This is a genomic window from Enterococcus sp. DIV2449a, assembly GCF_051711225.1.
Taxonomy (GTDB): domain Bacteria; phylum Bacillota; class Bacilli; order Lactobacillales; family Enterococcaceae; genus Enterococcus_D; species Enterococcus_D casseliflavus.
The window spans coordinates 2,667,806-2,690,431 of sequence record NZ_JBIOME010000001.1; the positions used below are offsets into that span (position 1 = coordinate 2,667,806).

Sequence of the window (22,626 nt, forward strand, 5' to 3'; positions counted from 1 at the left end):
AAAATAATTGTAAACTGAAAATGAAAATTTTCATAAATAATCATATTATTTTCATTTTTGGTTACAAAAATTTTAGCAGATTCTTTAAAATCTTATTGTTATTTCCCCTCTATTAATAAGTTCTCTTAACTTTTCAACTTACATTCTATAGAAAAAAACTGTTCCTTGTTCATCTACTAGAAACAGATTTTTTCTATATAGCTTTCATTCACTTTTAATTACTAAAAGTTTGAACAATCTCCTCTTGATCAAAGTCACAAGCCACATCCAAGGACAAAGAATCTGCAGTAGCCAATGCACCCCATGACAAACAAAATCTTAAATCAGCTGGACTTTGATTCCCCTCAATATAATAAGCTGGGAATCCCGAGTCAGATCTGTCAAGTTGATATACACCCCCGGATTTTTTCAGGAAACACTCATCGTCATAATATTGAGTTACAGCAAAATTAAGGTTATTGGCAGATTTTTTTAACAAATATTGCGCGCCATAGTATCTTTGCCCACTAACGATTTCAAAATCACGGAAAGAGTGTCGAGGAAGATTCGTTTTTATCTCAAGTTTTCCCTTCCTTTTGATCATTTTTAAATTAGGCAATAAGATAAAGCGACCGATTATTTCGTTGACCCAATCTGGATGACTTTCACCGTAGTCACTCGAAAAATTGCTATGACCATCGATTACTTTAAAAGAAATCGGCTCCCCGTTAAAGGTTAACCACCAGTTGCCAACAGTTGTGGGTAGCAACTGTTGACTATAAAGATCGCCAAACGATCTGTCTGGTCTTTCATCACATGAATCAGACACAGCTATATCCTTACAATGCTTTTCTATATATACCAATAGATCTGTATCGTCTGTAACGACAGAATATGAGCTACCATCATCAATGATTAATTCTAAGCTGCCTAATGTATGCTGAATGTACGGAAGATCTACATCACGATTCCAGCCTTCCCACTCAGGATAAGAATCAAAGATCAAAAGATCATCCAAAGAAATGCTGGGTAAAAAACCAGTTAGCACCCCTTCATAAAGATAAGTATCTTTGATTGCATCCAATAAATTATGGCCGCTCAGCCAAATAAGCGACTTTCCATTTTTCTTCTTTTCAATCGAATGCAAAATACTTATGTCACCTGAATAATCGGTAATCAGCCAATTATACTGGAGGATCACTTCTTTTGGAAATAGGTCAATAATTCCTGCAGCCGAAACAATATGTTCTACTTCCTTTGATACTACATTATTTATGTACAATTTTTTCATCAGCGTTCTCTCCTAAAATACTAAGTTTTCCTATAGTCTATCATACAATTAGCATACCGATAAAACTCGTAAAAAAGTCCCCCCATGTCAATTACACATGGGGGGACTCTACCATAATTTCAGTACAGTCAAACGAAAATGTTTGATCAAACTAAAATTATTTATTTTTTAAGTTGTAGAAAGCTTGCAAGCCTTTGTATTCAGCAACTTCACCAAGTTGGTCTTCGATACGTAGTAATTGGTTGTATTTTGCAATACGGTCAGTACGTGAAAGAGAACCAGTTTTGATTTGGCCAGCGTTTGTTGCAACTGCGATATCAGAGATTGTTGAATCTTCTGTTTCACCTGAACGGTGAGAAACGACTGCAGTGTAACCAGCTTCTTTCGCCATTTCGATAGCATTGAATGTTTCCGTCAATGTACCGATTTGGTTAACTTTGATCAGGATTGAGTTACCGATACCGTTTTTGATTCCTTTTTCAAGGATTTCAGTATTTGTAACGAACAAGTCATCCCCTACTAATTGAACTTTGTCGCCTAAGCGTTCAGTTAATAGTTTCCAACCATCCCAGTCGTTTTCATCCATACCGTCTTCGATAGTGATGATTGGGTATTTGTTAACTAATTCTTCTAAGTAGTCAACTTGTTCAGCAGCAGTACGTTTTACGCCGTTTTCGCCTTCAAATTTAGAGTAGTCGTAAACACCGTTTTCGTAGAATTCTGATGATGCACAGTCAAATCCTAGGTATACATCTTTACCTGGTTCTAAACCAGCAGCTTTGATTGCTTCTAAGATTGTTTCAACACCGTCTTCAGTTCCTTCAAAACGAGGAGCGAAACCACCTTCGTCACCTACTGAAGTTTCTAAACCACGTTTAGACAAGATTGATTTCAAAGCGTGGAATACTTCAGTACCCCAACGTAAGCCTTCTTTGAATGTAGGTGCGCCTACAGGCAAGATCATGAATTCTTGGAAAGCGATTGGTGCGTCAGAGTGAGAACCACCGTTGACGATGTTCATCATAGGAGTTGGCAATACTTTTGTATTGAATCCGCCTAAGTAGTGGTATAAAGGTACTTCTAGGTAATCAGCAGCTGCACGAGCAACAGCGATAGAAACACCAAGAATCGCGTTTGCGCCTAATTTGCCTTTGTTAGGAGTTCCGTCTAAAGCGATCATTGCTTTATCGATAGCCATTTGGTCACGTACATCGTAGCCGATGATAGCTTCTGCAATGATGTTATTTACATTGTCAACTGCTTTCGTTACACCTTTACCGCCATAACGAGCTTTGTCGCCATCACGTAATTCAACTGCTTCGTGTTCACCTGTTGAAGCTCCTGAAGGAACCATTCCGCGGCCGAAAGCACCTGATTCTGTGTAGACTTCTACTTCGATAGTTGGGTTACCACGTGAGTCTAAGACTTCGCGTGCGTAAACATCAGTAATAATTGACATGTTTTGTCTCTCCTTTGAGTTTGTTTTATCTTAAGGGGAAAGCCCCTTGCGAACAACTTAATTGTAGTGAAAAAATCACGATTCTGCAAATGTTATTTTCATGAAAATGAAATTATTTTACAGCATCTAATAATGCTAGGAATGAATCAGCTTGCAAGCTTGCGCCGCCAACTAATGCTCCGTCAACATTTTCTTTTGCCATGTATTCAGCAATGTTTTCAGGTTTTACAGAACCGCCGTATTGGATACGCACGCTATCTGAAACTTCTTTGCCGTATAATTTTTCAACGGTTTTGCGGACAACGCCACAAATTTCGTCTGCGATGTTTGCATCCGCTGATTTACCAGTACCGATCGCCCAGATTGGTTCGTACGCAATCACAAGATTACTTACTTGACCGTCTGTTAAACCGTCTAAGCCAGCAGTAATTTGTCCTTCGATCCACTCCGCTGTTTTGCCAGCTTCATAGGTTTCTAAAGATTCACCACAGCATAGGATTGGAATCATGCCGTTTGAAAAGATTGCTTTGGCTTTTTTGTTGATGTCTTCATCTGTCTCATGGAAGTATTCACGACGTTCTGAATGACCAATGATGACATAGTCAACACCTAGATCTGCTAAAGCTGCTGGTGAAGTTTCACCAGTAAAGGCACCTTCATTTTCCCAGTAGCTGTTTTGAGCAGCAATTTTTAATTCTGTTCCTTCAGCAGCATTCACTAATGTTTCTAAGAATAGAGCTGGCGAACCGATCACAGAGTCAACTGTATCGTTGCTAGGAATTTTTGTTTTGACTGCTTCAGCAAATTCTTTTGCTTCTTTCGCAGTTTTGTTCATTTTCCAGTTTCCGGCAATAATTGGTTTGCGCATGTTCTGGCACTCCTTTTCGTTATCAAGCGTGCAAAGGAGATCCTTTGCACGGCTTGTCATTGATTATTTATCGTTGATCGCAGCTAGGCCAGGAAGTGTTTTTCCTTCTAGCAATTCAAGGCTGGCACCGCCACCCGTTGAGATGTGGGTAAATTTGTCAGCAAAACCTAATTGTTCTGCTGCAGCTGCAGAGTCACCGCCACCGATGATCGTTGTTGCATCTTCAAGGTTGGCAATTGCTTCACAAACACCGATCGTACCGTTTGCGAAGTTAGACATTTCAAACACACCCATAGGTCCGTTCCAAACGACTGTTTTTGCGCCTTTTAATGTTTCAGCAAACAAAGCGATGGTTTCAGGTCCAATATCTAAGCCCATTTGTCCTTCAGGAACATCACCAGTATGTTCTTCTGTTGGAACATCATTTGAAAATTCAGCAGCAGTGATTGAATCAACTGGTAATACTAATTTATCGCCAGCTTTTTCGATCAATTCTTTTGCTAATTCTACTTTGTCTGCTTCCACAAGAGAATTACCGATTTCCATACCTTTTGCTTTGTAGAACGTATACGTCATTCCGCCGCCGATCAAGATTTTGTCTGCTTTAGGAATCAAGTTTTCGATTACGCCGATTTTGTCAGATACTTTTGCTCCACCAAGAATCGCGATCATTGGACGTTTTGGTTCTTCGACTGCTTCACCGATGAATTTGATTTCTTTTTCCATTAAGAAACCAGCAACTGTTGGGATACCTGTTGAAGCGATCCCTACGTTTGAAGCGTGTGCGCGGTGTGCGGTACCAAAGGCATCATTTACAAAAACATCGCCTAAAGAAGCCCAGTATTTACCTAGTTCAGGATCGTTTTTGCTTTCTTTTTTGCCATCGATGTCTTCGAAACGAGTGTTTTCAAAAACAACGACATCGCCATCTTGCATGTTGTTGATCGCTGCTTCTAATTTTTCGCCACGGGTTTCATCCACGAAAGTTACTTCTTTGCCTAACAATTCGCCTAGACGTTTCGCAACTGGCGCTAAAGATTTTCCAGCTTTATCTGCTTCTTCTTTCACACGACCTAAGTGTGAGAAAAGAATTGCTTTTCCGCCGTTTTCGATCACGTAATTGATTGTTGGTAATGCTGCTTTGATCCGTGTATCATCTCCGATCACTCCATCTTTCAATGGAACGTTGAAGTCCACACGTACAAGAACTTTTTTATCTTTTAAATCGATATCTTGAACTGTCATTTTCGCCATGAACAGATTCCTCCTAGCATAATTGTTAAAAAAAGCGGAGAAGCGCGATGCTTCCCCGCTTTCTCTTGCGATGGTTTAAATTAAAGTCGTTCGCAACTCTTATAGGTTAGCGAAGTATTCTAAAGTACGTACTAATTGTGCAGTGTATGACATTTCATTGTCGTACCAAGCAACAGTTTTAACTAATTGTTTGTCGCCAACAGTCATAACTTTTGTTTGAGTTGCATCAAATAATGAACCGTAAGTCATACCAACGATATCAGAAGAAACGATTTCGTCTGTGTTGTAACCGTAAGATTCGTTTGAAGCTTCTTTCATTGCTGCATTGATTTCATCAACAGTTACTTCTTTGTCAAGAACAGTAACTAATTCAGTTAATGAACCAGTTGCAACAGGAACACGTTGAGCAGCACCATCTAATTTGCCGTTCAATTCTGGGATTACTAAGCCGATCGCTTTAGCAGCACCAGTTGAGTTAGGCACGATGTTTGCAGCAGCAGCACGGGCACGGCGGAAGTCACCTTTAGGGTGTGGTCCGTCTAGAGTCATTTGGTCACCTGTGTAAGCGTGGATTGTAGTCATTAATCCTTCAATCACACCAAATTTGTCGTTCAATGTTTTCGCCATAGGAGCTAAACAGTTTGTTGTACATGAAGCACCAGAGATAACTGTTTCTTCACCTGTTAAAGTTTCATGGTTTGTGTTGTAAACGATTGTTGGAACATCGTTTCCACCAGGAGCTGAGATAACTACACGTTTTGCACCAGCTGTTAAATGTTTTTCAGCAGCTGCTTTAGAAGTGAAGAATCCAGTACATTCTAACACGATTTCAACACCTAGTTCGCCCCAAGGCAATTCTTCAGGGTTGCGGTTAGCTAAAACTTTGATTTCGTTTCCGTTCACATTGAATGAACCTTCGTGAACTTCAACTGTACCGTTGAAACGTCCTTGTGTTGTATCATATTTTAACAAGTGAGCTAACATTTTAGCATCTGTTAAGTCATTGATAGCCACAACTTCGATTCCTTCTACTTCTTGGATACGACGAAATGCTAAGCGTCCGATACGTCCAAATCCATTAATACCTACTTTAACTGTCATTTAAGATTTCCTCCTTATGAAAATCATAAAAATATTTATTTTAAAGGGTTGCCCCTTTTAAAATCTCATTTGCGCAAGCTTCATCGGTGATGAGCCAGGTTTGTTTTGGTGCATTTTTCATGTATGCATTGACCGCTTTGGCTTTTGATTGTCCGCCAGCGACCGCAAAAATGATTGGGACTTTTTGCAAATCTTTTAATTGAAGTCCGATGCGAGGAACTTTGTAGACGACCTCGCCAGCTTCGTTAAAGAAATACCCAAAGGATTCTGCAACTGCATTTTTTTGTTTTAACATCAGAATTTCTTGTTCTGACATTTTTCGTCGAGCCGCCATATGCAACGCCCGTCCAATACTATGAATAACACAATTCGCTTGACTTATCAAGTTTAAGACATCAACGATGGCGGGTTCTTTCAAGAGAAACTCGTAGGTGTTCATGCTTAATTGTTCTGGTACAAACAAGGAGCGATAATCGCCGTTTGTCTGCATCGCCATTACTGAGCTGACTGAGTTTGCTTGCACGTTGACTGATTCTCCGATACCGCCACGGGCTGGAACAAACAAGTTATGACGTTTGGCGGTTTCCAAATTGCCCAATTCCTCGGCAACTTTCGCCATTGTCGTCCCTCCCATCACTGCGATGGTGTTTTTGCCTTCTGGCAATAAGAGATCCAACGATTCATTCAGCAACTGGCCAAATTCAGCAATCACTTTCGGTTGTCGATCACCATCGCCGCTCGCAATCAAACAACGTTCGATGCCAAAGGTCTCTGATAATCGTTTTTCGATTTGGTGCATTCCGAACAGCTGATCCATCAGTGCACCGATCTTCGTGTACACTTCTTCTCCATAGGCGGTCAATTGCATGCCGCTTTTTGAAGAGTCGATCAGTTTTAGCTTTTTAAGGATATCTGTTTCCGTCCTCAACACGCGTTCCGTCATTGATAAACTTTCCGAAAGTGTCCGGCGGCCAACGGGCTGCATCCAATAAATATTTCTTAAGATACGGTAACGTTCCTGGAGTACAGCGAGAATATCCGGGGTGATTGCCTCAATCAATTTTAATTCATCGAGCATTTTATATCCTCCCGTTGGACAATTTTCGTCCTACAATGACTTAAAATGACCCATCGATTGCAAAAAAAATTTAAATCTGTTTCCTACACCAATAATAGTAGCACTTATCGCCTTGATACGCAACTATTTCAGTCACAAAATCTTGCTTTTCATAAAATCGTCATAATTTGAAAAAGAGGAAAGGATCGATAAAAAAGGAAAGGCTTTGCTGCCTTTCCTACTCGTTAATAGTACGTTTTGCTTTACTCGAATCGTTTCCGCTTGGAAGAACCAGGGATATTCATGGCTTCACGATACTTTGCCACCGTTCGTCTGGAAATATCGATACCCTGGGCTTTGAGAGCATCTGTCAACTTTTGGTCTGACAATGGTTTGTTTTTGTTTTCTTCATCGATCAGTGCTTTTAGCAGCTGTTTGATCGATGCCGTCGTCAGGTCATCACCGCTTTCTTGTGTCGAAACTTTCTGTCCAAAAAATAGTTTTAATTCAAACACCCCAAAGGAGGTTTCCAAGTATTTCCCATTGACTGCCCGGCTGACCGTTGATTCATGAATGCCTAACTCTTCGGCAACTTCTCTTAAAACCAATGGCTTTAATGGGCGATCTGGTTGAGTGAAAAACTCCTTTTGCCGCGCAACGATCTGCACGCCGACACGATAGATGGTATCTCCTCGTTGTTGCAAGGTCTTCTTTAGCCACTCGAACTCTTGGGCTTTATTGTCTAAATAACTTAAAACCTCTGGATCACCGCTTTGCTTCAATTGGTCAAAGTACTGCTGCTGAAAGCGAACTTCTGGTAAGGCGCGCTTGTTTGATTTCACGATTGGTTGTCCTTTTTCAACCGTCACTCGCAGGTCAGGGACGATGTAAAGCCCATCCGTTGAACCGAACGCCGCCCCTGGTGTGGGAGTCAATGTTTGAACATAATCAAAGACCTTTTGGATCTCAGTTAAGGGAATCTGCAGTGCTTTGCTGATTTTATCCCACTTGCGCTCTGCCATTTCCGTGAAGAATTCTTCTAAAATGAGATAGGCCATTGGCGGCGCATAATCATCTCTTTCCGTTTGTAGCATCAAACACTCTCTTAGATCACGAGCACCGACGCCTGCTGGATCTAGCTGCTGGATCAAGGTCAAGGCATCAAGCATTTGGATTGGGGTCCCACCAACAAGTTTTCCAGCTTCTTCCAGATCAATCGTCAAAAAGCCGTTTAAATCAATGTACTCGACTAAAAATAAAACGATCGTCCGCAAGAAGGTATCTCGGTAGTTTAAATGCACTTGATCGATGAGGTATTCGAATAAAGACGTATGCTGGTCAGGGATCTGGCTTAAATAATCCATCAATTGTTCTGATGAGCCATTGCTTTTGCTTGGTGTGATGGGCGAATCATATTCCCCCAGATCAATCAATGGATTTTCTAATGCTTGGTTATCTATGAAGGACAATAATTCGTCTGCAGAAAATTGCAGCACTTGGATTGATTGCTGTAATTTCTGCGTCATAGCAAGCTTTTGCGTCTGTTTTTGTTGTTGTGAAAATTGCTGTTGAAATTTCATCATTCTACCTCTTGTTTTTTTCACTGAAATTGGTTAAACTAATATTTGTGCTTCGCGCCTTTAGTGTAGTGGATATCACGTAAGATTCCGGTTCTTGAGACGGGGGTTCGATTCCCTCAAGGCGCGTTTTTTCTTTTCGTTACAAGTATACTCGATTCAAATCAATAATTCAAAAGCACTTAGGGACCGCTGATGCGGTTCCTTTTTTTATTTGTATCTATGTAAGAAGACGAAATCGTCCTTCAGCGATTAAAAGCTGCTTGCAGCCCAAAGGCGAAAAAAAGAAGAGGATTACTCCTCTTCTTCCTCTTCATCCGCAAAATCATCTTCATCATCGTCATCGATAATGGTTAGATCTTCCTCAATGCTGTCAGGTAATTCTTCTTCATCATCGGTGCTATTGTCGGCGCCGATTTCTTGCAAGTCTGAATTGTATGCCGAGATTTCTTCATCCTCGTCATCATCATCATCAAAGAGATCATCTTCTTCGTCATCTGACAAATCAGTATCCTCAGGATCATCATCGTTATAATCGATTGCGTCTTCATCATCGTTGATAAAGGCATTGACTTTTTTACGTTTGCGACGACGTGGTGTATCTTCATCCTCGTCTTCGATGCCATGGTTGACTTCTTCATCGATCGAATCAATGGCGTACCATGAACGTAAGCCCCAACGATTGTCGCCTAAAGAAATAAAACTACCGTCGATATTCAAGTCTGTATAAAACTGCGCCAATGAATCACGAATCTCGCTGTCTGAAGTTTCAAGATAGTTTTGAATTTGGTTGACCAAATCAGAAAAATCCATCACGTCACCGCGCTGCTCTAAAATCGCATGGGCAACTTCAATCATCGACAATTCGTTTTTATTTACACCTTCAAATACATTAATTTCCAAACGGGACACGTCCTTTCACAGTCTACTCCTAATCATACAAAATTACGTCTCAAATTGCAATTTTTTCTTTCAATTTCCCTTTGATCAAGCGGTAAATTCTAAAGATAGTTTGTATTCGCCGACTTTGTCAGCAGCCATGAACAAGTCATAATCGATATCGATCTTTCCCGAATATGGACGGTCTTTCAAGCTAACGTGCAAATGATTGGTGAAGGTGTGGAACATCATCAAGCCATACGGGGTTTGGTAGCTCGTCTCTAAACGTTCCTTATAAGAAAATTTCAAGCGCATGCGCATTTCCCCTGAGCGAATCAATTGAATCAATCCGTCTGGCATGATTTTCATCGTGACGGGAACGTCGGTACCGTCTGGCTGGATCTCTTTGTAACGGATATATAAGGTATCACCGATCTTGACTGCTTGTCCTTGCAGATCAAACAGAAAGTTCTCTGTTTCCCCTGCTTGTCGTACATTGGTTGTTAAATGAATCGAGATTGGGATTCCTTTTGATAATTCTTGCATGTACGTGTGCCTCCTTTGAAGATTTCAGTTTCATTCTTGCTTTTTTTCATTCGTTTGTCAATCATTTCAGTTGATTCTCCTTGGTCTATTTCTTCATTGAAAATAAAAAAGCGAAAACAAAAGCAAGTTTTCATTCTTTTCTCCAAGTAATTTTCCAAGAATCGTATATAATAAGGATAACAGTTACTTTTAAAGGAGTTTAACCGATTTGACTATCTATATAATGGATCAAACCTTACCACGTATCCACAATCCTTATGAGCCATTTGCCTTCACCGATGTTGCCACCGAAGCTGCTGGCAAACAGGAACAAGTTTATTGTCATTTTTGGCAGTTGTCCGATACGATGATTTTAGGAATGAAAGATACCAGGTTGCCTTTTTTGACAGCTGGTCTGCAGGTTTTGAAAGAAGCTGGCTATGCCTCGATCATCCGCAACTCAGGCGGGCTTGGGGTCATCAATGATGCCGGTATTTTGAATGTCTCCCTCATTTTCCCTAAACATTTGGCTGCCACTACGGATGCAGCCTATGAAATGATGGCGACATTGTTGCAAACAGCCTTTCCTGAGCGGACAATTTTGGCTTATGAAATTGCTGACTCGTATTGCCCAGGCACCTATGACCTGAGTATTGATGGGAAAAAAATTGCTGGTACAGCACAACGACGGATCAAAGACGGCGTGGCTGTCATGATGTATCTGAGTATCAATGGCGACCAACCAGCCCGCGGCTCTCTCGTTCGTCGTTTTTACCAAGCAGGTTTAAAAGAGCGCTTTGGTACGGATGGCTATCCAGCCGTCAATCCTGCGAGCATGACCACTTTAGAAGCGGCTCTCGGCCGTAAGTTTACCACACAAGAGGTGATTGACCGCTTGCAAAAAGCCCTGCTTTTCTTGATCACAGACCAATCCCTATATCCGCTTGAGTCACTGGATCAATGGCTTTCAGAAAATGACCTTAGCGAACAAATGCAGCAACGCTTAGCTGGCATGGAAAAGCGAAATCACCCAATAAAGGAGTTTAGCGATGAGCCTACCATATAAATATCAAACCTTAGCGATAGAAAAAGTGTTTCGTGACCCTGTTCATAACTATGTCCATGTGCAGCACCAAGTGATTTTAGACTTGATCAATTCCAAAGAAGTGCAGCGTTTGCGACGAATCAAACAACTAGGGACTGCTTCTTTCACCTTTCACGGAGCAGAACACAGCCGCTTTTCTCACTCCTTGGGGGTTTATGAAATCAGCCGCCGCATTTGCGATATTTTCCAACGCAATTATTCGATTGAAAAAGTTGGACCGAACGGCTGGGATGATAAGGAGCGTTTAGTGACCTTGTGTGCAGCATTGCTTCATGATGTGGGCCATGGTCCATACTCCCACACCTTTGAGCATATTTTCCATACAGACCATGAAGCCATCACAGTGGCGATCATCACTTCTCCTGAAACGGAAGTTCATCAGATATTGAACCGAGTGGAGGCTGGATTTCCTGAGAAAGTGGCAAGTGTCATCACTAAAACCTATCCAAATCCCCAAGTCGTTCAAATGATTTCCAGTCAAATCGATGCTGATCGGATGGACTACTTGCTGCGCGATGCTTATTTTACCGGCACTGAATACGGCACGTTTGATCTGACCAGAATTTTACGAGTGATTCGTCCGTACGAAGGCGGTATTGCTTTTTCTATGAATGGCATGCACGCTGTGGAGGACTACATCGTCAGTCGTTACCAAATGTATGTGCAAGTTTATTTCCATGCGAGTTCTCGAGGGATGGAAGTGATCTTAGCCCACTTGCTGGATCGTGCTGCAGAACTTTATCAAGTGGATCAGGAAATGTTTCAAAGCCATTCGCAACTGCTTCTCCCATTTTTAAAACAAGAATTCACTTTAGATGAATACTTGAAACTCGACGATGGCGTGTTGAATACCTACTTTACCCAATGGACGGAAGAGAATGATCCGATCCTCAGCGATTTAGCCAAGCGGTTCTTAAATCGTAAACCGCTAAAATCCGCTCGCTTTGACGATGAGACACAGTTGCCGATGATTGAAGAAATGCAGGGACTGGTGGAAAAAGTCGGCTTCAATCCCCGCTACTATACTGCCATCAATTCAAGCTTCGATCTGCCTTATGATTTTTATCGACCAACTTCTGGTAAGCATCGGACACAGATCGAATTACAGGAAAAAGATGGTTCCCTTGTAGAATTATCCCAAGCCAGTCAACTTGTTGCAGCCTTAGCGGGACAAACCCAAGGTGACCAACGCTTTTATTTTCCAAAAGAAATGATTGACCCCAACATCCAAAATCACTATGATTTATTTGGAGAGACGTATCAAGAGTTTGCCAAGCACATTCGCAATGGTGCTTTGATCAAACCAAGCCACTAGGAGGAACTTATGAGTATCAAACTGATCGCCATCGATATCGATGGTACCCTGCTGAACAACGACCGCAAGATCACTCCAGCAGTTTACAAAGCATTAAAAGACGCAGAAGCACAAGGCGTGCGCATCGTTTTGTGTACGGGACGCCCCTTAACTGGTGTCCAAGATTTATTGAAGGAACTAGACTTATTTACGGACAATGATTTCGTGATTACCTACAATGGCTCTTTGGTTCAAAAAACCAAAAATCAAGAGATCATCTCTGAATTCGGCTTGTCCCAAGATGACTATCTCTTTGTTGAGATGACTGCGAGAAAATTAGGGGTTCACCTTCATGTAGAAACTGAGGATACCATGTATACCGCTAACCGCGATATCAGTCCTTACACGATTTATGAAGCCTTCTTAGTCAACATGCCATTGAAATATCGGACACCAGAAGAAATGACTGCTGACTTGAATATCATCAAAATGATGATGATCGATGATCCCGCAATACTGGATCAGATCATCCCACAATTGCCGAGCAGTTTGACCGACAACTACAATGTGGTTAAAAGTGCTCCATACTTCTTGGAAGTCCTAAATAAACAAGCCCATAAAGGAGCTGCTGTCAAAAAATTGGCGGAGCACTTAGGCATCAAACAAGAAGAAGTCATGGCGATCGGCGATAATGAAAATGATTTAACCATGGTGGAATATGCTGGTATCGGTGTGGCGATGGCCAATGCTACTGAAAACGTGAAAAATGCCGCAGATGTCCTAACCGCTTCAAATGAAGAAGACGGTGTAGCAGAAGTAATCAACAAGTATGTTTTAACAAATAACTAAGTGCAAAAAAGTCAGGTTTCCTTTTTATCGGAAACCTGACTTTTTTATTTTGCCAACCACTGTTCAACTGCCCATTTATGGCTGCCGCGTTTCAATCGTTGGATCGCTTCTTCTGGCGTGTGCCAAGACAATTGATTGGTTTCTTCTGTCGGTTCGCAAACTTTTTTCCACTGTGTCATTAAATAGAAATAGCCCGGGTGATGGTAAAATGTATCGCGATGGCGCGAATAGAAGTATTCAACTGCCTCCCCTAGATACTCAGCAATCTCCCCTTCAAATCCAAGTTCTTCAATCAATTCTCGTTGGATCGCTTCTTCTTTGCTCTCATTTGGCTCAATTTCACCACCGGGCAAAAAGTATGCGCCGTTGGGTGCTTGCACCAAGATCACTTCATTTTTTTCGTTTGGAAGAACGACATACGCCCCATATCTTGATTTGTATGGTTTCCCCGCTTCTTTTTCCCCGAACACAATTTCCTTTTCTGGCATGATTCCCTCCACCAACACTTTCTTTCCATTTTACCCTATGCCAATAGTCTGGACAAGCTGGAAATAACGCTCGGTTGTCTTTTATTCGTTACAAAAAGAGAAAATATGTTATCATACAACTATCAAGATCGAAAGGATGATTTACCCATGAAAATGGCTCACACATGTGTCCGCGTCAAAGACTTAACGGCTTCTCTATATTTTTATCAAACTGCCTTTGGTTTTGAAGAATCTCGCCGTCGTGATTTTCCTGAACATAAATTTACTTTGGTTTACTTAACTTTGCCTGGTGATGATTACGAGCTAGAGTTGACGTATAACTATGACCATCCTGGCTATGAGTTAGGCGACGGCTATGGCCATATCGCCATCAGTACCGATGATCTAGAAGCGCTTCATGAGAAGCACCAAGCGGCTGGATTTGATGTCACTGACCTGAAAGGACTCCCAGGAACTTCTCCTTCTTACTATTTTGTGAAAGATCCTGATGGCTACAAAATCGAAGTTATTCGCGAAAAATAAAGCGAAGGTGATCGAAAAAAGGACCCCGTGTCCTTTTTTCTTTTTCGATTCATTTCGATTCATTTACTAGTAGAAAGGTTTGATCAAATGAAACCCATTATCGGCATCGCTGCTAATGAACGACCAATGATTGAAGAAGCAGAACATTGGTTGTCATATACACCCAAAAATTTTGTGACCCATATCCAACAAGCCCAAGGCATTCCCCTATTATTACCAATGGGTGTCGTGGAAGATGCTGCAACTTACATCAGCAAAATCGATAAACTATTATTAGCCGGTGGTCACGATGTCTCCCCTGTTCACTATGGCGAAGATCCTCATCCCTTGATTCAAGGCATTCATCCTGATCGTGATGTCTTTGAATTGGCATTGATCAAAGAAGCAGTGGCTCAAAACAAACCGATCTTTGGAATCTGCCGCGGCATGCAGTTACTCAATGTCGCATTTGGTGGGAGTTTGTACCAAGATCTCTCTTTGATCGATCACCCAACGATCAAACACGTGCAATTGCCGACGTTCTTTCAATTCCCTACACATCGGGTAAAAATCAAGGCAGACAGTCGTTTGGCTGCTCTTTTAGGCACAACCTATCACGTCAATTCTTTTCATCACCAAGCGGTCAAAACAGTTGCGGATGATTTCAACGTGATTGCCACCGCTCCTGATGGTGTCGTTGAAGCCATTGAATCCACTGCCTATGGCGCACCGATCTTAGGCATTCAGTGGCATCCTGAGCTAGCCGCTCACAAGCTGCCTTCTGAGCAATCGATCTTCAACTTTTTTGTGCAGGAATTCTAAAGTCTTGCCCCTTGTTTTCTAGATTTTAGCGAATAAAAAACGCCCGATCACGAAAAGGATCGGGCGTTTTGCTTATTTCTCGTTTTTCATTAACACTAGTGATTGTTTCAACGTTGCTAAAATGCCATTGTCGTTATAGATCAAGACATTTGATTTGTACATTTTTGCAGAAACCAGCATCAGGACAATTGTGGTAACAGCAAGAATCCCTACTGAAATCAATGCACCGCCGATACCCACTGTATCATTAGCAAGCCGTACTGGCATAATGAAGGAAGATAAAAATGGTACATAGGAAGTTACTCGCAAGACCACGTTATGAGGATCCATACCGCCTAGCACGATTCCAAGCATATACCCGCCTAATGAAAGATACGTTACTGGAATGATGGCTTTCGCCGTATCTTCTGCTTTGTTCACTAACGACCCGCAAAGGGCTGACAAGACCGAGTAGATCAAAATTCCTAAGAAGACGAAAACGATCGCAAACACCAGGAAGGGACCAAAAATGCCATCTGTCGAAAAGTTTGCCAACAAGTCTTTTACCATTGGGTTATCCTTGATCCAGAAATAGCTCCCGCCAAAAATCGCAACATAAGCAACTAGCTGGGTCGCTGCAACCATGATTACACCAGTCAATTTGGCATAGTAATGGATTTGCGCCCGTGTACTAGACAAAATGACTTCCATGATGCGTGTTCCTTTTTCAGAAGCGATCTCTTGTGCAATGATCTGTGCGTAAGTAATGATAAAGAAAAAGAGGATGATTGTTGCGATCATACTTACTAGTGATTGCATCGCGGTATTGTCTTCCCCATAAGTCATTTCGCCATCTTCACCGAAGGAAACTTTTTGACGATCAAGCGGTGCGACTTCACTAAGGACTGCCACTTGCTCAGCAGTCAAGCCAAGCTCACTAGCTCTATAGGAAGACTGCAAACCCGTCAATAACTGTTGGATCGTCAGCTCTAAAGCTTGCCCCATCGAGGACTCGCTTAATAATTCCCCTTGCAGCGTATCCCCAGAAGCAGTAATAAGTAACAAAGCATCAGCATCTTTGTCTGCCATCTGTTGCTGCCCTTGTTCTTCGCTGTCAACAATTTCAAATTCAAAATCATCGCCGCTTTGGTCCACAAAGGTCTGCGCAATGGCTGGTTCATTCGCATAAACGGCAATTTTGTCGACACTGTTCATACCATCAGCAAAATAACCAATGAGATAAAATGCCCCCGTTGCAATAAATGGCACGAGAATCATAATCAAAAACGAAATTGATTTGATATTTTTTTTATAAACATCTAATGCGATTACCCAAAACTTACTCATTTATTTTTCCCGCCTTCCGCTTAAAGATTTCTTCTAACGTTGGCGGTTGTTGATTGAACATAGGGATATAACCATCCGCCGTTGCTAAATCAAATAAGGTTTTTCCTACTGCAGGATCAGCGATCGTAATATCATAGCTGCCATCTTCTCTGGCAAGAACTTCCTCGACACCTGCCACTGCCAAGAGCTGTTCTTTCGTCAAGTTGGATTCTAAATAGACTTTCGTCCGCCCAAAGGATTCACGAATTTCATGAACTTTTCCGTTTAAGACAGTTTGACCATCCCGCAGCATAATCAAGTGATCGCAGATTTTTTCCACATTATCCATATTATGACTGGAGAAAATGACACATGAGCCATTTTTTTTCAGTTCAATGATCCCATTTTTCAACAGTTCTGCATTGACGGGGTCTAACCCACTAAATGGTTCATCTAAAATCACCAATTTTGGTTCATGGATCAACGTTGAGATCAGCTGAACTTTTTGCTGATTTCCTTTTGATAGCGATTTGACTTTATCGGTTTTCTTGCCCTTGACTTTAAATTTGTCCATCCAATAGTCGATTTTTGGTACGATGTCTTCTTTCTTCTTGCCTCGTAACCGCGCGAAATAGATCAATTGATCTTCAATCGTTACTTTTGGAAACAAGCCGCGTTCTTCTGGCAGATAGCCGATAATATTGTATTCTTTTTCACTAATTTTATGGCCATCCCACAATACTTCCCCTTGATCGGCTTTCAAGAAATCCAAGATCAATCGGAATGTCGTCGTTTTACCAGCACCATTTTGACCAATCAAGCCCATGATCTGTCCATCATTGATGGTAAAGGACAATTGATCGACTGCTGTATAATCGCCAAATGTTTTTACTAATTGTTTTGCTTCTAACACATGCTCACCTTCCCTATCTAATAAAATATATCACTAAAGAAAAAGCCGATAACGGCGCCAATGAGCGCTCCGACAAACATCAAGATGACGGTATCGCGGATCACTCGTTGACGCTTCGCCAGTTTCTCTGGTTCATTGTAATAACTTGCTCGATTTTTATATAAGAATTTCATCAGGATCGTGGTCAATCCTACCCCAATCGGGATAAACACCAGCCCCGTAATCAATCCTAGTCCAAAGGACCAAAATGGATTTGTGCGAATATTGAAATAACGGATCAGAAAATAAATTGCTGCTAATATCACTAAACTGATCACCGAAAGTAGAATCGATTTTTTCATTAAATACCGTGTTTCATTATCGATCCGTTCTTGATAGCTTTCTTGGTCACTGAAAATCGCTGGTGTGTCAGGAGACGCTTTAAAATAAAAATAGCGATCTTTATAATTGCTGATATAAGTCCAGCCTCCTGCTTGATACATCGCTAAGTAATCAACGATCTCAGAGGGCTCTCCTTCGAAAAAGTCTACTGCATATTTGGTCGTTTCTGGGTCTCCTTTGATAAACTTCAAAAACCCTAACCGATTCATCTTCACAAAGTGCCACCCTAACGACGCTTGTTTTTGCAGACGAACCATTTCCTTTTCTGGGTAATAGGCTACACCAAGTGAAAGAAGGTATTTCTTATTGATGCCCATCTTGCTCTCCCCCTAACGCTTCGAAAACCTGTTCTCCGATTTGATAAAATAATTTGCGCCGTTGAATATCTCTCTCCAGAACTTGTCTTCCTTCTGGTGTAATCTGATAGATTTTTTTTCGGTCAACGCTCTCCTCTAAATCGATCCACCCCTTTTTCGTCAGCTTCTTTAAAATCGTATACATCGTTGCGGGACCAATCTCAAACGTCCCTTGGCTTAGCTCATGGATCTGTTTCATGATGAGATACCCATGTTTCGGCTTTAAAAGCGCTAATAAAATCAAATAGGTTGAATCTGTCAATGCCTCATCCATTTGATTCCTCCGTCCCACTAGCTATATCACTTAATGATATATTATCGAATGATATAACCAGCGTCAATCTTTTTTTCTGATCTGCTAACATTGCTGGAGAATGACTGCTTTCTTAATGTTCATTCTCACTTTTCTCGTTAGCAATTGAGTGAACCCCAGCAGCAGTGCATGGAACAAAGAGTAGAAGTTAGAAACGTCAAAGGCATTCTTCAAAGACTTTGTCCCCAAAATAAAAAAAGCAATAGCCACTTTCGGCTATTGCTTCAAAAACGTTTCTTCTATTACATATGTTCCGCAACTAAAGCTTTCAATTGATCTTTTGTATGCACCCCAATTGCTTTATCAACGACTTGGCCGTCTTTTTTCAACAACAAAGTTGGAATAGACATGATCCCGAATGAAGCTGGTGTTTCAGGATTTTCATCCACATCCATTTTCACGATCTTCAATTCGTCTTCTTCATATTCGTTCGCTAATTGTTCCAAGATCGGCGCTTGCATCCGACATGGACCACACCAAGTTGCCCAAAAATCAATAAGGACTAAGCCTTTATCGGTTTCTTCTGAAAAAGTTTTATCAGTAATTTCTTTTGCCATCGTACTTCCCCTCCATTTTTAAAACTAAAAAAAGTATACCACGTATCGGAAGTTTTTTAAAATCGTCTGCTTACAAAAGGTAAGGGTTCTTAAAGGTTAGTTAAACTTCACAATGGTCGCCCCATTGCCCCCTTGATTTGCTGGCGCAAATTCAAAACTTTTCACCGAGCGATGATTTTTCAAATAATCGGTAATCCCTTGACGCAGCGCACCGGTTCCTTTTCCGTGGACGATCGTCACTTGCGGATAGCCTGCCAAAATCGCTGCATCTAAATACTGATCCACTTCATTGAGGGCTTCTTCGTACCGCTTACCGCGTAAATCCAACTGATTGACCACTGGACTGCTGTCAGCAGAACGAATCGTATTGACGATACGCTGTGTAGGCTCCTTCACTGGCGCTGCTGGTTGGAGATCTGTTTCTGGCAAATTCATTTTCAAAATACCGATTTGGACTTGCCATTGATTTTTGCCTGCTTTTTTCAATAAGACCCCGCGCTGACCATAAGATGTTACAAGCACTTCGTCTCCTTCTTTCAGCGTCTTGGCTGCTTTGGCTTTTTGCAGAACCTTGTTTTTTTGCAGATGTTCTTCTTGTTGCAGTCCTGATAACTTGGTGCGCGCGTCGATCAGCTCGTGTTCTTTGACCTTCGTTTGACCGCCGGCTAACTGCATTTTACGAATATCGGCAATGATTTTTTCAGATTCTTCTTTGGCTTCTTCAACGATCTGATTGGCTTTTTGCCGAGCTTTCGCCAATTCTTTTTCACGTTCTTCAAAGAAATAACTATAGGCTGCTTCTAGCTCTTGGTGCAAGCGGGCCGCTTCTTTTACATGATGACGGACTTCAAGATACTCGGTTTCCGTCATTTTTCTTCGATTTTCTAAATCAGCGATCATTTCATTCAGGTCTTGGCTTTCTCCATCCATGATCTCTTTGGCTTGATCAATGATCGTATCTGGCAAGCCAAGTCTTTTCGAAATCTCAAACGCATTGCTTCGTCCTGGAACCCCGATCAACAAGCGATAGGTCGGACTTAAGGTATCAACATCAAATTCCATAGAGGCATTGATCGTATTGGATCGGTTATAGCCATAAACCTTCAATTCAGGATAATGGGTCGTCGCCATGACATAAGCCGACTTAGCCCCAAGTTCGTCCAAAATCGCAATCGCTAGTGCCGCCCCTTCTTGAGGATCGGTTCCTGCGCCTAATTCATCAAAGAGAACTAAGCTTGTCTCGTCGACTTTTTTCAACACTTCAACGATCGTTGTCATATGAGAAGAAAAGGTCGATAGACTTTGCTCAATGGATTGTTCATCCCCAATGTCCGCAAAAATCTCATTGAAGACACCCATTTGGCTTTCTTCTTCTGCCAGAATTGGTAAACCAGCTTGGCCCATGATCTGCAATAGCCCTAATGTTTTTAAGGTGATGGTTTTCCCACCGGTATTCGGCCCAGTAATGACAACGGCTTGATAGTCTTTTCCAATCGTAATATCGTTAGGAACGACTTTTTCTTGATCGATCAATGGATGACGTGCTTGCTTAAAAAAGACATGGTTGTCTTGATTGATCGCTGGTACGATTGCCTTCATCTCTTTTCCAAAACGAGCCTTGGCATTCATGAAATCCATGATCCCGATCACATACGCATTATGGAGAATCTCTCTTTGATATGGGGCTAACTCTGCTGACAATTCTGCTAGAATACGTGTAATTTCATCCCGTTCCGCAATTTGATGCTGGCGCAAACGGTTATTTTGTTCCACTACTTGTTTCGGTTCGATAAACAAGGTTTGACCAGAGGAACTTTGGTCGTGGACTACCCCGCCGAAAACACCTCGGTACTCTTGTTTGACTGGAATCACATAACGCTCATTTCGCATGGTTACGATCGTATCACTTAGATACTTTGCATTGCCACCTCGGACGATGCCATCCAATGTCTCGCGAATCGTCCGTTCTGCTCGTCGGATCGATTGGCGAATTCCACGTAGTGCTGGAGAGGCATCATCTGTGACTCGGCCATCCTCATCGATAGCTTCTTTCAAGCGTCGATTCAAGGTTGGCAAAGACACCAACTGTTCTTCCCAGTGATACAAGCGGGAAAATTCAATCTCGCTTTCAGACAAATCAGCAAAAAAGCGTTTCAATTCCTGCGTAGTTGATAAGACACGGGCAACTTGTGCCAACTCAATGCCATTTAAATCGGCGCCAATTTCGATCCGTTTCATTTGGGGACGAATATTCTCAATCTTTGGTACAGGGATTCCGCCTCTTAAACGTTGGATCTTGATCGCGTCTTCTGTTTCTGCTAGCCAAGAGGAAATGACTTGCATATCACTTGATGGCGCAAGCTTTGCTAAGGCTTCTTTTCCTTGGGCTGTTACAATATACTGACCGATTTGACTCTTTACTTGTTCAAATCCTAAAACATCAAGGATCTTAGTATTCATTCTTTTCTCACCTGCTTTGTTTTAACTTTTTGTTCCTAAGAAAAAGGCAGAATGGCTCTGCAACCATCTGCCTGCTTTTTACCCAATCACATCTGTGATCCACAATCGATAGAAGTAATCTGAGAGAATCGGCGACCGATCAACGATGAAATTCGCAGTTCCGCTCGTTTCAAACAGATTTTGAATCGTGGCAAACGGGATCATTGAGAGAATCATGAAAAACATGTACAAATTGATATACATCAAGATAACATTCAAAACACCCGCAACTGCCCAGTCATAACCACCTAAAAAACGTAGGCGTTTGTAACGCAAACTGTCTGCAAAAATCACCACTAGTTTTGTGATCAGCCATCCAGCAAAGAGCACCATCACAAAAGCGATGGCTGCATAATAGGCTTTGTCTAAATCTAAAGCCAGTTCCATATCGTAGTATTTTAACTTTGAATCCGCCGTTACTGACATATAAGGAACATAGAGCTCAATTTTTTTCGCAATTTCTTGGTAATTCGCAACTGCAAAGAAAAAAGAGATCAAATAGCCCAAAACTGAGACCAATTGTAAACTGGTTCCGCGCCGCGCGCCGCCATAAAAGGCTGCCAACAACAAAACCAAGACAAATAATCCAATCATTTAGGAATCCTTTCTACGCCGCACTACCCATGGGCTGTCTTTTCTTGAATTTTTCGTTTCCTTTGTTCATTTAAGATCTGTTGTGCTTCCACATGATTATGGATCTCCACATCACTGCGACCTGTCTCATCGAGAACTTTCCGTGCTTCGGATTCGATCGCTTCGATCCGCTTGATGCGATTCTCAAGCTCCGTTGCTTTAATGGCTTGTCCCCGCAACTCGTCCACTTTTTTTTGTAGGACCAACAGCTGTTCTTGTTTTTTCAGCTGGTCGGAAACAGCGTTGATCGCTAATAAGATCGACGCTTGTTCTTGATCGGTTTGTGGCGATAATTGCATGATCTCAAGCAGTTGGTCATTGACCAATCTTGTCACCATATCCATGTGTTCTTTGCTTTCGCGTCCAATAATCGTGTAACTTTGATTCGCGATAACTGCTTTATAGCGTTTCTTTTGCTCCGTCATAGGAATATTTCCTCCCATTGCTTACATTCTGCTCTATTCTATCACTTATTGAACATGTGTCGCAAACTCTTAACTATTATACGTGATTTTCTTATGAATTTCCATGCCAATCGTTTGTTTGCTGATCGTCTTAGTAAAAAAGAATAAGAAGTATGGTAAAATCTTAAAGTATCCTTTTGTCTACCTAAAAAAAGA

Annotated in this window: 23 protein-coding genes and 1 tRNA gene; 6 read left to right on the plus strand and 18 right to left on the minus strand. The window is 41.6% G+C overall.

Annotated features, from left to right (window positions below):
* Window positions 1-214 precede the first annotated feature (214 nt).
* The 7 genes from IGI76_RS12725 to rpoN form a co-directional block, all read right to left on the minus strand.
* The gene (locus tag IGI76_RS12725; protein ID WP_231434765.1) at window positions 215-1,270 is read right to left on the minus strand and encodes a hypothetical protein; all 1,056 of its coding nucleotides are present in this window, start codon (window positions 1,268-1,270) and stop codon (window positions 215-217) included.
* Between the two features lie 157 nt (window positions 1,271-1,427).
* Window positions 1,428-2,729, minus strand: coding sequence for a surface-displayed alpha-enolase (gene eno / locus IGI76_RS12730; RefSeq protein ID WP_005228686.1), 1,302 nt, complete (start codon window positions 2,727-2,729; stop codon window positions 1,428-1,430).
* A 112-nt stretch (window positions 2,730-2,841) separates the two neighbouring features.
* Window positions 2,842-3,597, minus strand: a complete 756-nt coding sequence (gene tpiA, locus IGI76_RS12735) for a triose-phosphate isomerase (RefSeq protein WP_010749804.1) — start codon at window positions 3,595-3,597, stop codon at window positions 2,842-2,844.
* Window positions 3,598-3,660: 63 nt separating this feature from the next.
* Window positions 3,661-4,851 carry a phosphoglycerate kinase gene (locus IGI76_RS12740; RefSeq protein WP_005234355.1) on the minus strand — a complete coding sequence of 397 codons (1,191 nt, stop codon included), beginning with the start codon at window positions 4,849-4,851 and terminating at the stop codon, window positions 3,661-3,663.
* A gap of 99 nt (window positions 4,852-4,950) precedes the next feature.
* Window positions 4,951-5,952: a type I glyceraldehyde-3-phosphate dehydrogenase gene (gene gap / locus IGI76_RS12745; RefSeq protein ID WP_008380858.1), complete on the minus strand. Its 1,002-nt coding sequence runs from the start codon at window positions 5,950-5,952 to the stop codon at window positions 4,951-4,953.
* Between the two features lie 40 nt (window positions 5,953-5,992).
* Window positions 5,993-7,030 (minus strand): sugar-binding transcriptional regulator, encoded by a 1,038-nt coding sequence (locus IGI76_RS12750; protein ID WP_005228675.1) that lies wholly within the window; start codon window positions 7,028-7,030, stop codon window positions 5,993-5,995.
* 242 nt (window positions 7,031-7,272) lie between these two features.
* Complete coding sequence (gene rpoN, locus IGI76_RS12755; RefSeq protein ID WP_201688539.1) at window positions 7,273-8,592, minus strand: RNA polymerase factor sigma-54; 1,320 nt, start codon at window positions 8,590-8,592, stop codon at window positions 7,273-7,275.
* A gap of 51 nt (window positions 8,593-8,643) precedes the next feature.
* On the opposite strand from rpoN, the gene IGI76_RS12760 reads away from it, so the two are divergent.
* Window positions 8,644-8,715 (plus strand) — tRNA-Arg (locus IGI76_RS12760).
* Between the two features lie 165 nt (window positions 8,716-8,880).
* Here the strand turns inward: IGI76_RS12760 and rpoE are convergent.
* Both rpoE and IGI76_RS12770 read right to left on the minus strand, forming a co-directional pair.
* Window positions 8,881-9,489: a DNA-directed RNA polymerase subunit delta gene (gene rpoE, locus IGI76_RS12765; RefSeq protein ID WP_005234347.1), complete on the minus strand. Its 609-nt coding sequence runs from the start codon at window positions 9,487-9,489 to the stop codon at window positions 8,881-8,883.
* 84 nt (window positions 9,490-9,573) lie between these two features.
* Window positions 9,574-10,011 (minus strand): DUF1934 domain-containing protein, encoded by a 438-nt coding sequence (locus IGI76_RS12770; RefSeq protein WP_005228669.1) that lies wholly within the window; start codon window positions 10,009-10,011, stop codon window positions 9,574-9,576.
* A 223-nt stretch (window positions 10,012-10,234) separates the two neighbouring features.
* Between IGI76_RS12770 and IGI76_RS12775 the strand changes: the two genes are divergently transcribed.
* From IGI76_RS12775 to yidA, 3 genes are read left to right on the plus strand one after another with little or no spacing between them, the layout of a single operon-like run.
* The gene (locus tag IGI76_RS12775; RefSeq protein ID WP_074535534.1) at window positions 10,235-11,056 is read left to right on the plus strand and encodes a lipoate--protein ligase family protein; all 822 of its coding nucleotides are present in this window, start codon (window positions 10,235-10,237) and stop codon (window positions 11,054-11,056) included.
* Entirely contained in the window at window positions 11,040-12,410 is a 1,371-nt protein-coding gene (locus IGI76_RS12780) for an HD domain-containing protein (RefSeq protein WP_010749809.1), read from the plus strand. The genes IGI76_RS12775 and IGI76_RS12780 overlap by 17 nt, the downstream gene beginning before the upstream one ends.
* Before the next feature lie 9 nt (window positions 12,411-12,419).
* Entirely contained in the window at window positions 12,420-13,238 is an 819-nt protein-coding gene (yidA, locus tag IGI76_RS12785) for a sugar-phosphatase (protein WP_005228663.1), read from the plus strand.
* Window positions 13,239-13,282: 44 nt separating this feature from the next.
* On the opposite strand, the gene IGI76_RS12790 is transcribed toward yidA, so the two are convergent.
* On the minus strand, window positions 13,283-13,726 hold the full coding sequence (locus tag IGI76_RS12790) for an NUDIX hydrolase (RefSeq protein WP_005228661.1): 444 nt from the start codon (window positions 13,724-13,726) through the stop codon (window positions 13,283-13,285).
* Between the two features lie 147 nt (window positions 13,727-13,873).
* On the opposite strand from IGI76_RS12790, the gene gloA reads away from it, so the two are divergent.
* Complete coding sequence (gloA, locus tag IGI76_RS12795) at window positions 13,874-14,248, plus strand: lactoylglutathione lyase (RefSeq protein ID WP_201688537.1); 375 nt, start codon at window positions 13,874-13,876, stop codon at window positions 14,246-14,248.
* Between the two features lie 87 nt (window positions 14,249-14,335).
* Complete coding sequence (locus tag IGI76_RS12800) at window positions 14,336-15,049, plus strand: gamma-glutamyl-gamma-aminobutyrate hydrolase family protein (RefSeq protein ID WP_015510190.1); 714 nt, start codon at window positions 14,336-14,338, stop codon at window positions 15,047-15,049.
* Window positions 15,050-15,121: 72 nt separating this feature from the next.
* Here IGI76_RS12800 and IGI76_RS12805 read toward each other — a convergent pair whose 3' ends face one another.
* The 8 genes from IGI76_RS12805 to zapA form a co-directional block, all read right to left on the minus strand.
* Window positions 15,122-16,375 (minus strand): ABC transporter permease, encoded by a 1,254-nt coding sequence (locus IGI76_RS12805; RefSeq protein ID WP_005228656.1) that lies wholly within the window; start codon window positions 16,373-16,375, stop codon window positions 15,122-15,124.
* Window positions 16,368-17,267, minus strand: a complete 900-nt coding sequence (locus tag IGI76_RS12810) for an ABC transporter ATP-binding protein (RefSeq protein ID WP_005228654.1) — start codon at window positions 17,265-17,267, stop codon at window positions 16,368-16,370. The genes IGI76_RS12805 and IGI76_RS12810 overlap by 8 nt, the downstream gene beginning before the upstream one ends.
* Window positions 17,268-17,284: 17 nt before the next feature.
* Window positions 17,285-17,965 carry a DUF2812 domain-containing protein gene (locus IGI76_RS12815; protein WP_231434767.1) on the minus strand — a complete coding sequence of 227 codons (681 nt, stop codon included), beginning with the start codon at window positions 17,963-17,965 and terminating at the stop codon, window positions 17,285-17,287.
* Entirely contained in the window at window positions 17,952-18,278 is a 327-nt protein-coding gene (locus IGI76_RS12820; protein ID WP_010749815.1) for a PadR family transcriptional regulator, read from the minus strand. Before IGI76_RS12820 ends, IGI76_RS12815 begins: the two co-directional genes overlap by 14 nt.
* Window positions 18,279-18,559: 281 nt before the next feature.
* Window positions 18,560-18,874 (minus strand): thioredoxin, encoded by a 315-nt coding sequence (gene trxA / locus IGI76_RS12825; RefSeq protein ID WP_005228645.1) that lies wholly within the window; start codon window positions 18,872-18,874, stop codon window positions 18,560-18,562.
* Window positions 18,875-18,970: 96 nt separating this feature from the next.
* Window positions 18,971-21,334 (minus strand): endonuclease MutS2, encoded by a 2,364-nt coding sequence (locus IGI76_RS12830; RefSeq protein ID WP_128488384.1) that lies wholly within the window; start codon window positions 21,332-21,334, stop codon window positions 18,971-18,973.
* 78 nt (window positions 21,335-21,412) lie between these two features.
* The gene (locus IGI76_RS12835; RefSeq protein ID WP_005228642.1) at window positions 21,413-21,967 is read right to left on the minus strand and encodes a CvpA family protein; all 555 of its coding nucleotides are present in this window, start codon (window positions 21,965-21,967) and stop codon (window positions 21,413-21,415) included.
* 23 nt (window positions 21,968-21,990) lie between these two features.
* Window positions 21,991-22,431, minus strand: a complete 441-nt coding sequence (gene zapA, locus IGI76_RS12840; RefSeq protein WP_005228634.1) for a cell division protein ZapA — start codon at window positions 22,429-22,431, stop codon at window positions 21,991-21,993.
* Window positions 22,432-22,626: the final 195 nt, after the last annotated feature.

Excerpts from the sequence above, each read along its gene's own strand:
- IGI76_RS12725 (WP_231434765.1), bottom strand. The coding sequence starts at position 1,270 with ATGAAAAAATTGTACATAAATAATGTAGTATCAAAGGAAGTAGAACAT.
- eno (WP_005228686.1), bottom strand. The coding sequence starts at position 2,729 with ATGTCAATTATTACTGATGTTTACGCACGCGAAGTCTTAGACTCACGT.
- tpiA (WP_010749804.1), bottom strand. The coding sequence starts at position 3,597 with ATGCGCAAACCAATTATTGCCGGAAACTGGAAAATGAACAAAACTGCG.
- IGI76_RS12740 (WP_005234355.1), bottom strand. The coding sequence starts at position 4,851 with ATGGCGAAAATGACAGTTCAAGATATCGATTTAAAAGATAAAAAAGTT.
- gap (WP_008380858.1), bottom strand. The coding sequence starts at position 5,952 with ATGACAGTTAAAGTAGGTATTAATGGATTTGGACGTATCGGACGCTTA.
- IGI76_RS12750 (WP_005228675.1), bottom strand. The coding sequence starts at position 7,030 with ATGCTCGATGAATTAAAATTGATTGAGGCAATCACCCCGGATATTCTC.
- rpoN (WP_201688539.1), bottom strand. The coding sequence starts at position 8,592 with ATGATGAAATTTCAACAGCAATTTTCACAACAACAAAAACAGACGCAA.
- IGI76_RS12770 (WP_005228669.1), bottom strand. The coding sequence starts at position 10,011 with ATGCAAGAATTATCAAAAGGAATCCCAATCTCGATTCATTTAACAACC.
- IGI76_RS12775 (WP_074535534.1), top strand. The coding sequence starts at position 10,235 with ATGGATCAAACCTTACCACGTATCCACAATCCTTATGAGCCATTTGCC.
- IGI76_RS12780 (WP_010749809.1), top strand. The coding sequence starts at position 11,040 with ATGAGCCTACCATATAAATATCAAACCTTAGCGATAGAAAAAGTGTTT.
- yidA (WP_005228663.1), top strand. The coding sequence starts at position 12,420 with ATGAGTATCAAACTGATCGCCATCGATATCGATGGTACCCTGCTGAAC.
- IGI76_RS12790 (WP_005228661.1), bottom strand. The coding sequence starts at position 13,726 with ATGCCAGAAAAGGAAATTGTGTTCGGGGAAAAAGAAGCGGGGAAACCA.
- gloA (WP_201688537.1), top strand. The coding sequence starts at position 13,874 with ATGAAAATGGCTCACACATGTGTCCGCGTCAAAGACTTAACGGCTTCT.
- IGI76_RS12800 (WP_015510190.1), top strand. The coding sequence starts at position 14,336 with ATGAAACCCATTATCGGCATCGCTGCTAATGAACGACCAATGATTGAA.
- IGI76_RS12805 (WP_005228656.1), bottom strand. The coding sequence starts at position 16,375 with ATGAGTAAGTTTTGGGTAATCGCATTAGATGTTTATAAAAAAAATATC.
- IGI76_RS12815 (WP_231434767.1), bottom strand. The coding sequence starts at position 17,965 with ATGGGCATCAATAAGAAATACCTTCTTTCACTTGGTGTAGCCTATTAC.
- IGI76_RS12820 (WP_010749815.1), bottom strand. The coding sequence starts at position 18,278 with ATGGATGAGGCATTGACAGATTCAACCTATTTGATTTTATTAGCGCTT.
- trxA (WP_005228645.1), bottom strand. The coding sequence starts at position 18,874 with ATGGCAAAAGAAATTACTGATAAAACTTTTTCAGAAGAAACCGATAAA.
- IGI76_RS12830 (WP_128488384.1), bottom strand. The coding sequence starts at position 21,334 with ATGAATACTAAGATCCTTGATGTTTTAGGATTTGAACAAGTAAAGAGT.
- IGI76_RS12835 (WP_005228642.1), bottom strand. The coding sequence starts at position 21,967 with ATGATTGGATTATTTGTCTTGGTTTTGTTGTTGGCAGCCTTTTATGGC.
- zapA (WP_005228634.1), bottom strand. The coding sequence starts at position 22,431 with ATGACGGAGCAAAAGAAACGCTATAAAGCAGTTATCGCGAATCAAAGT.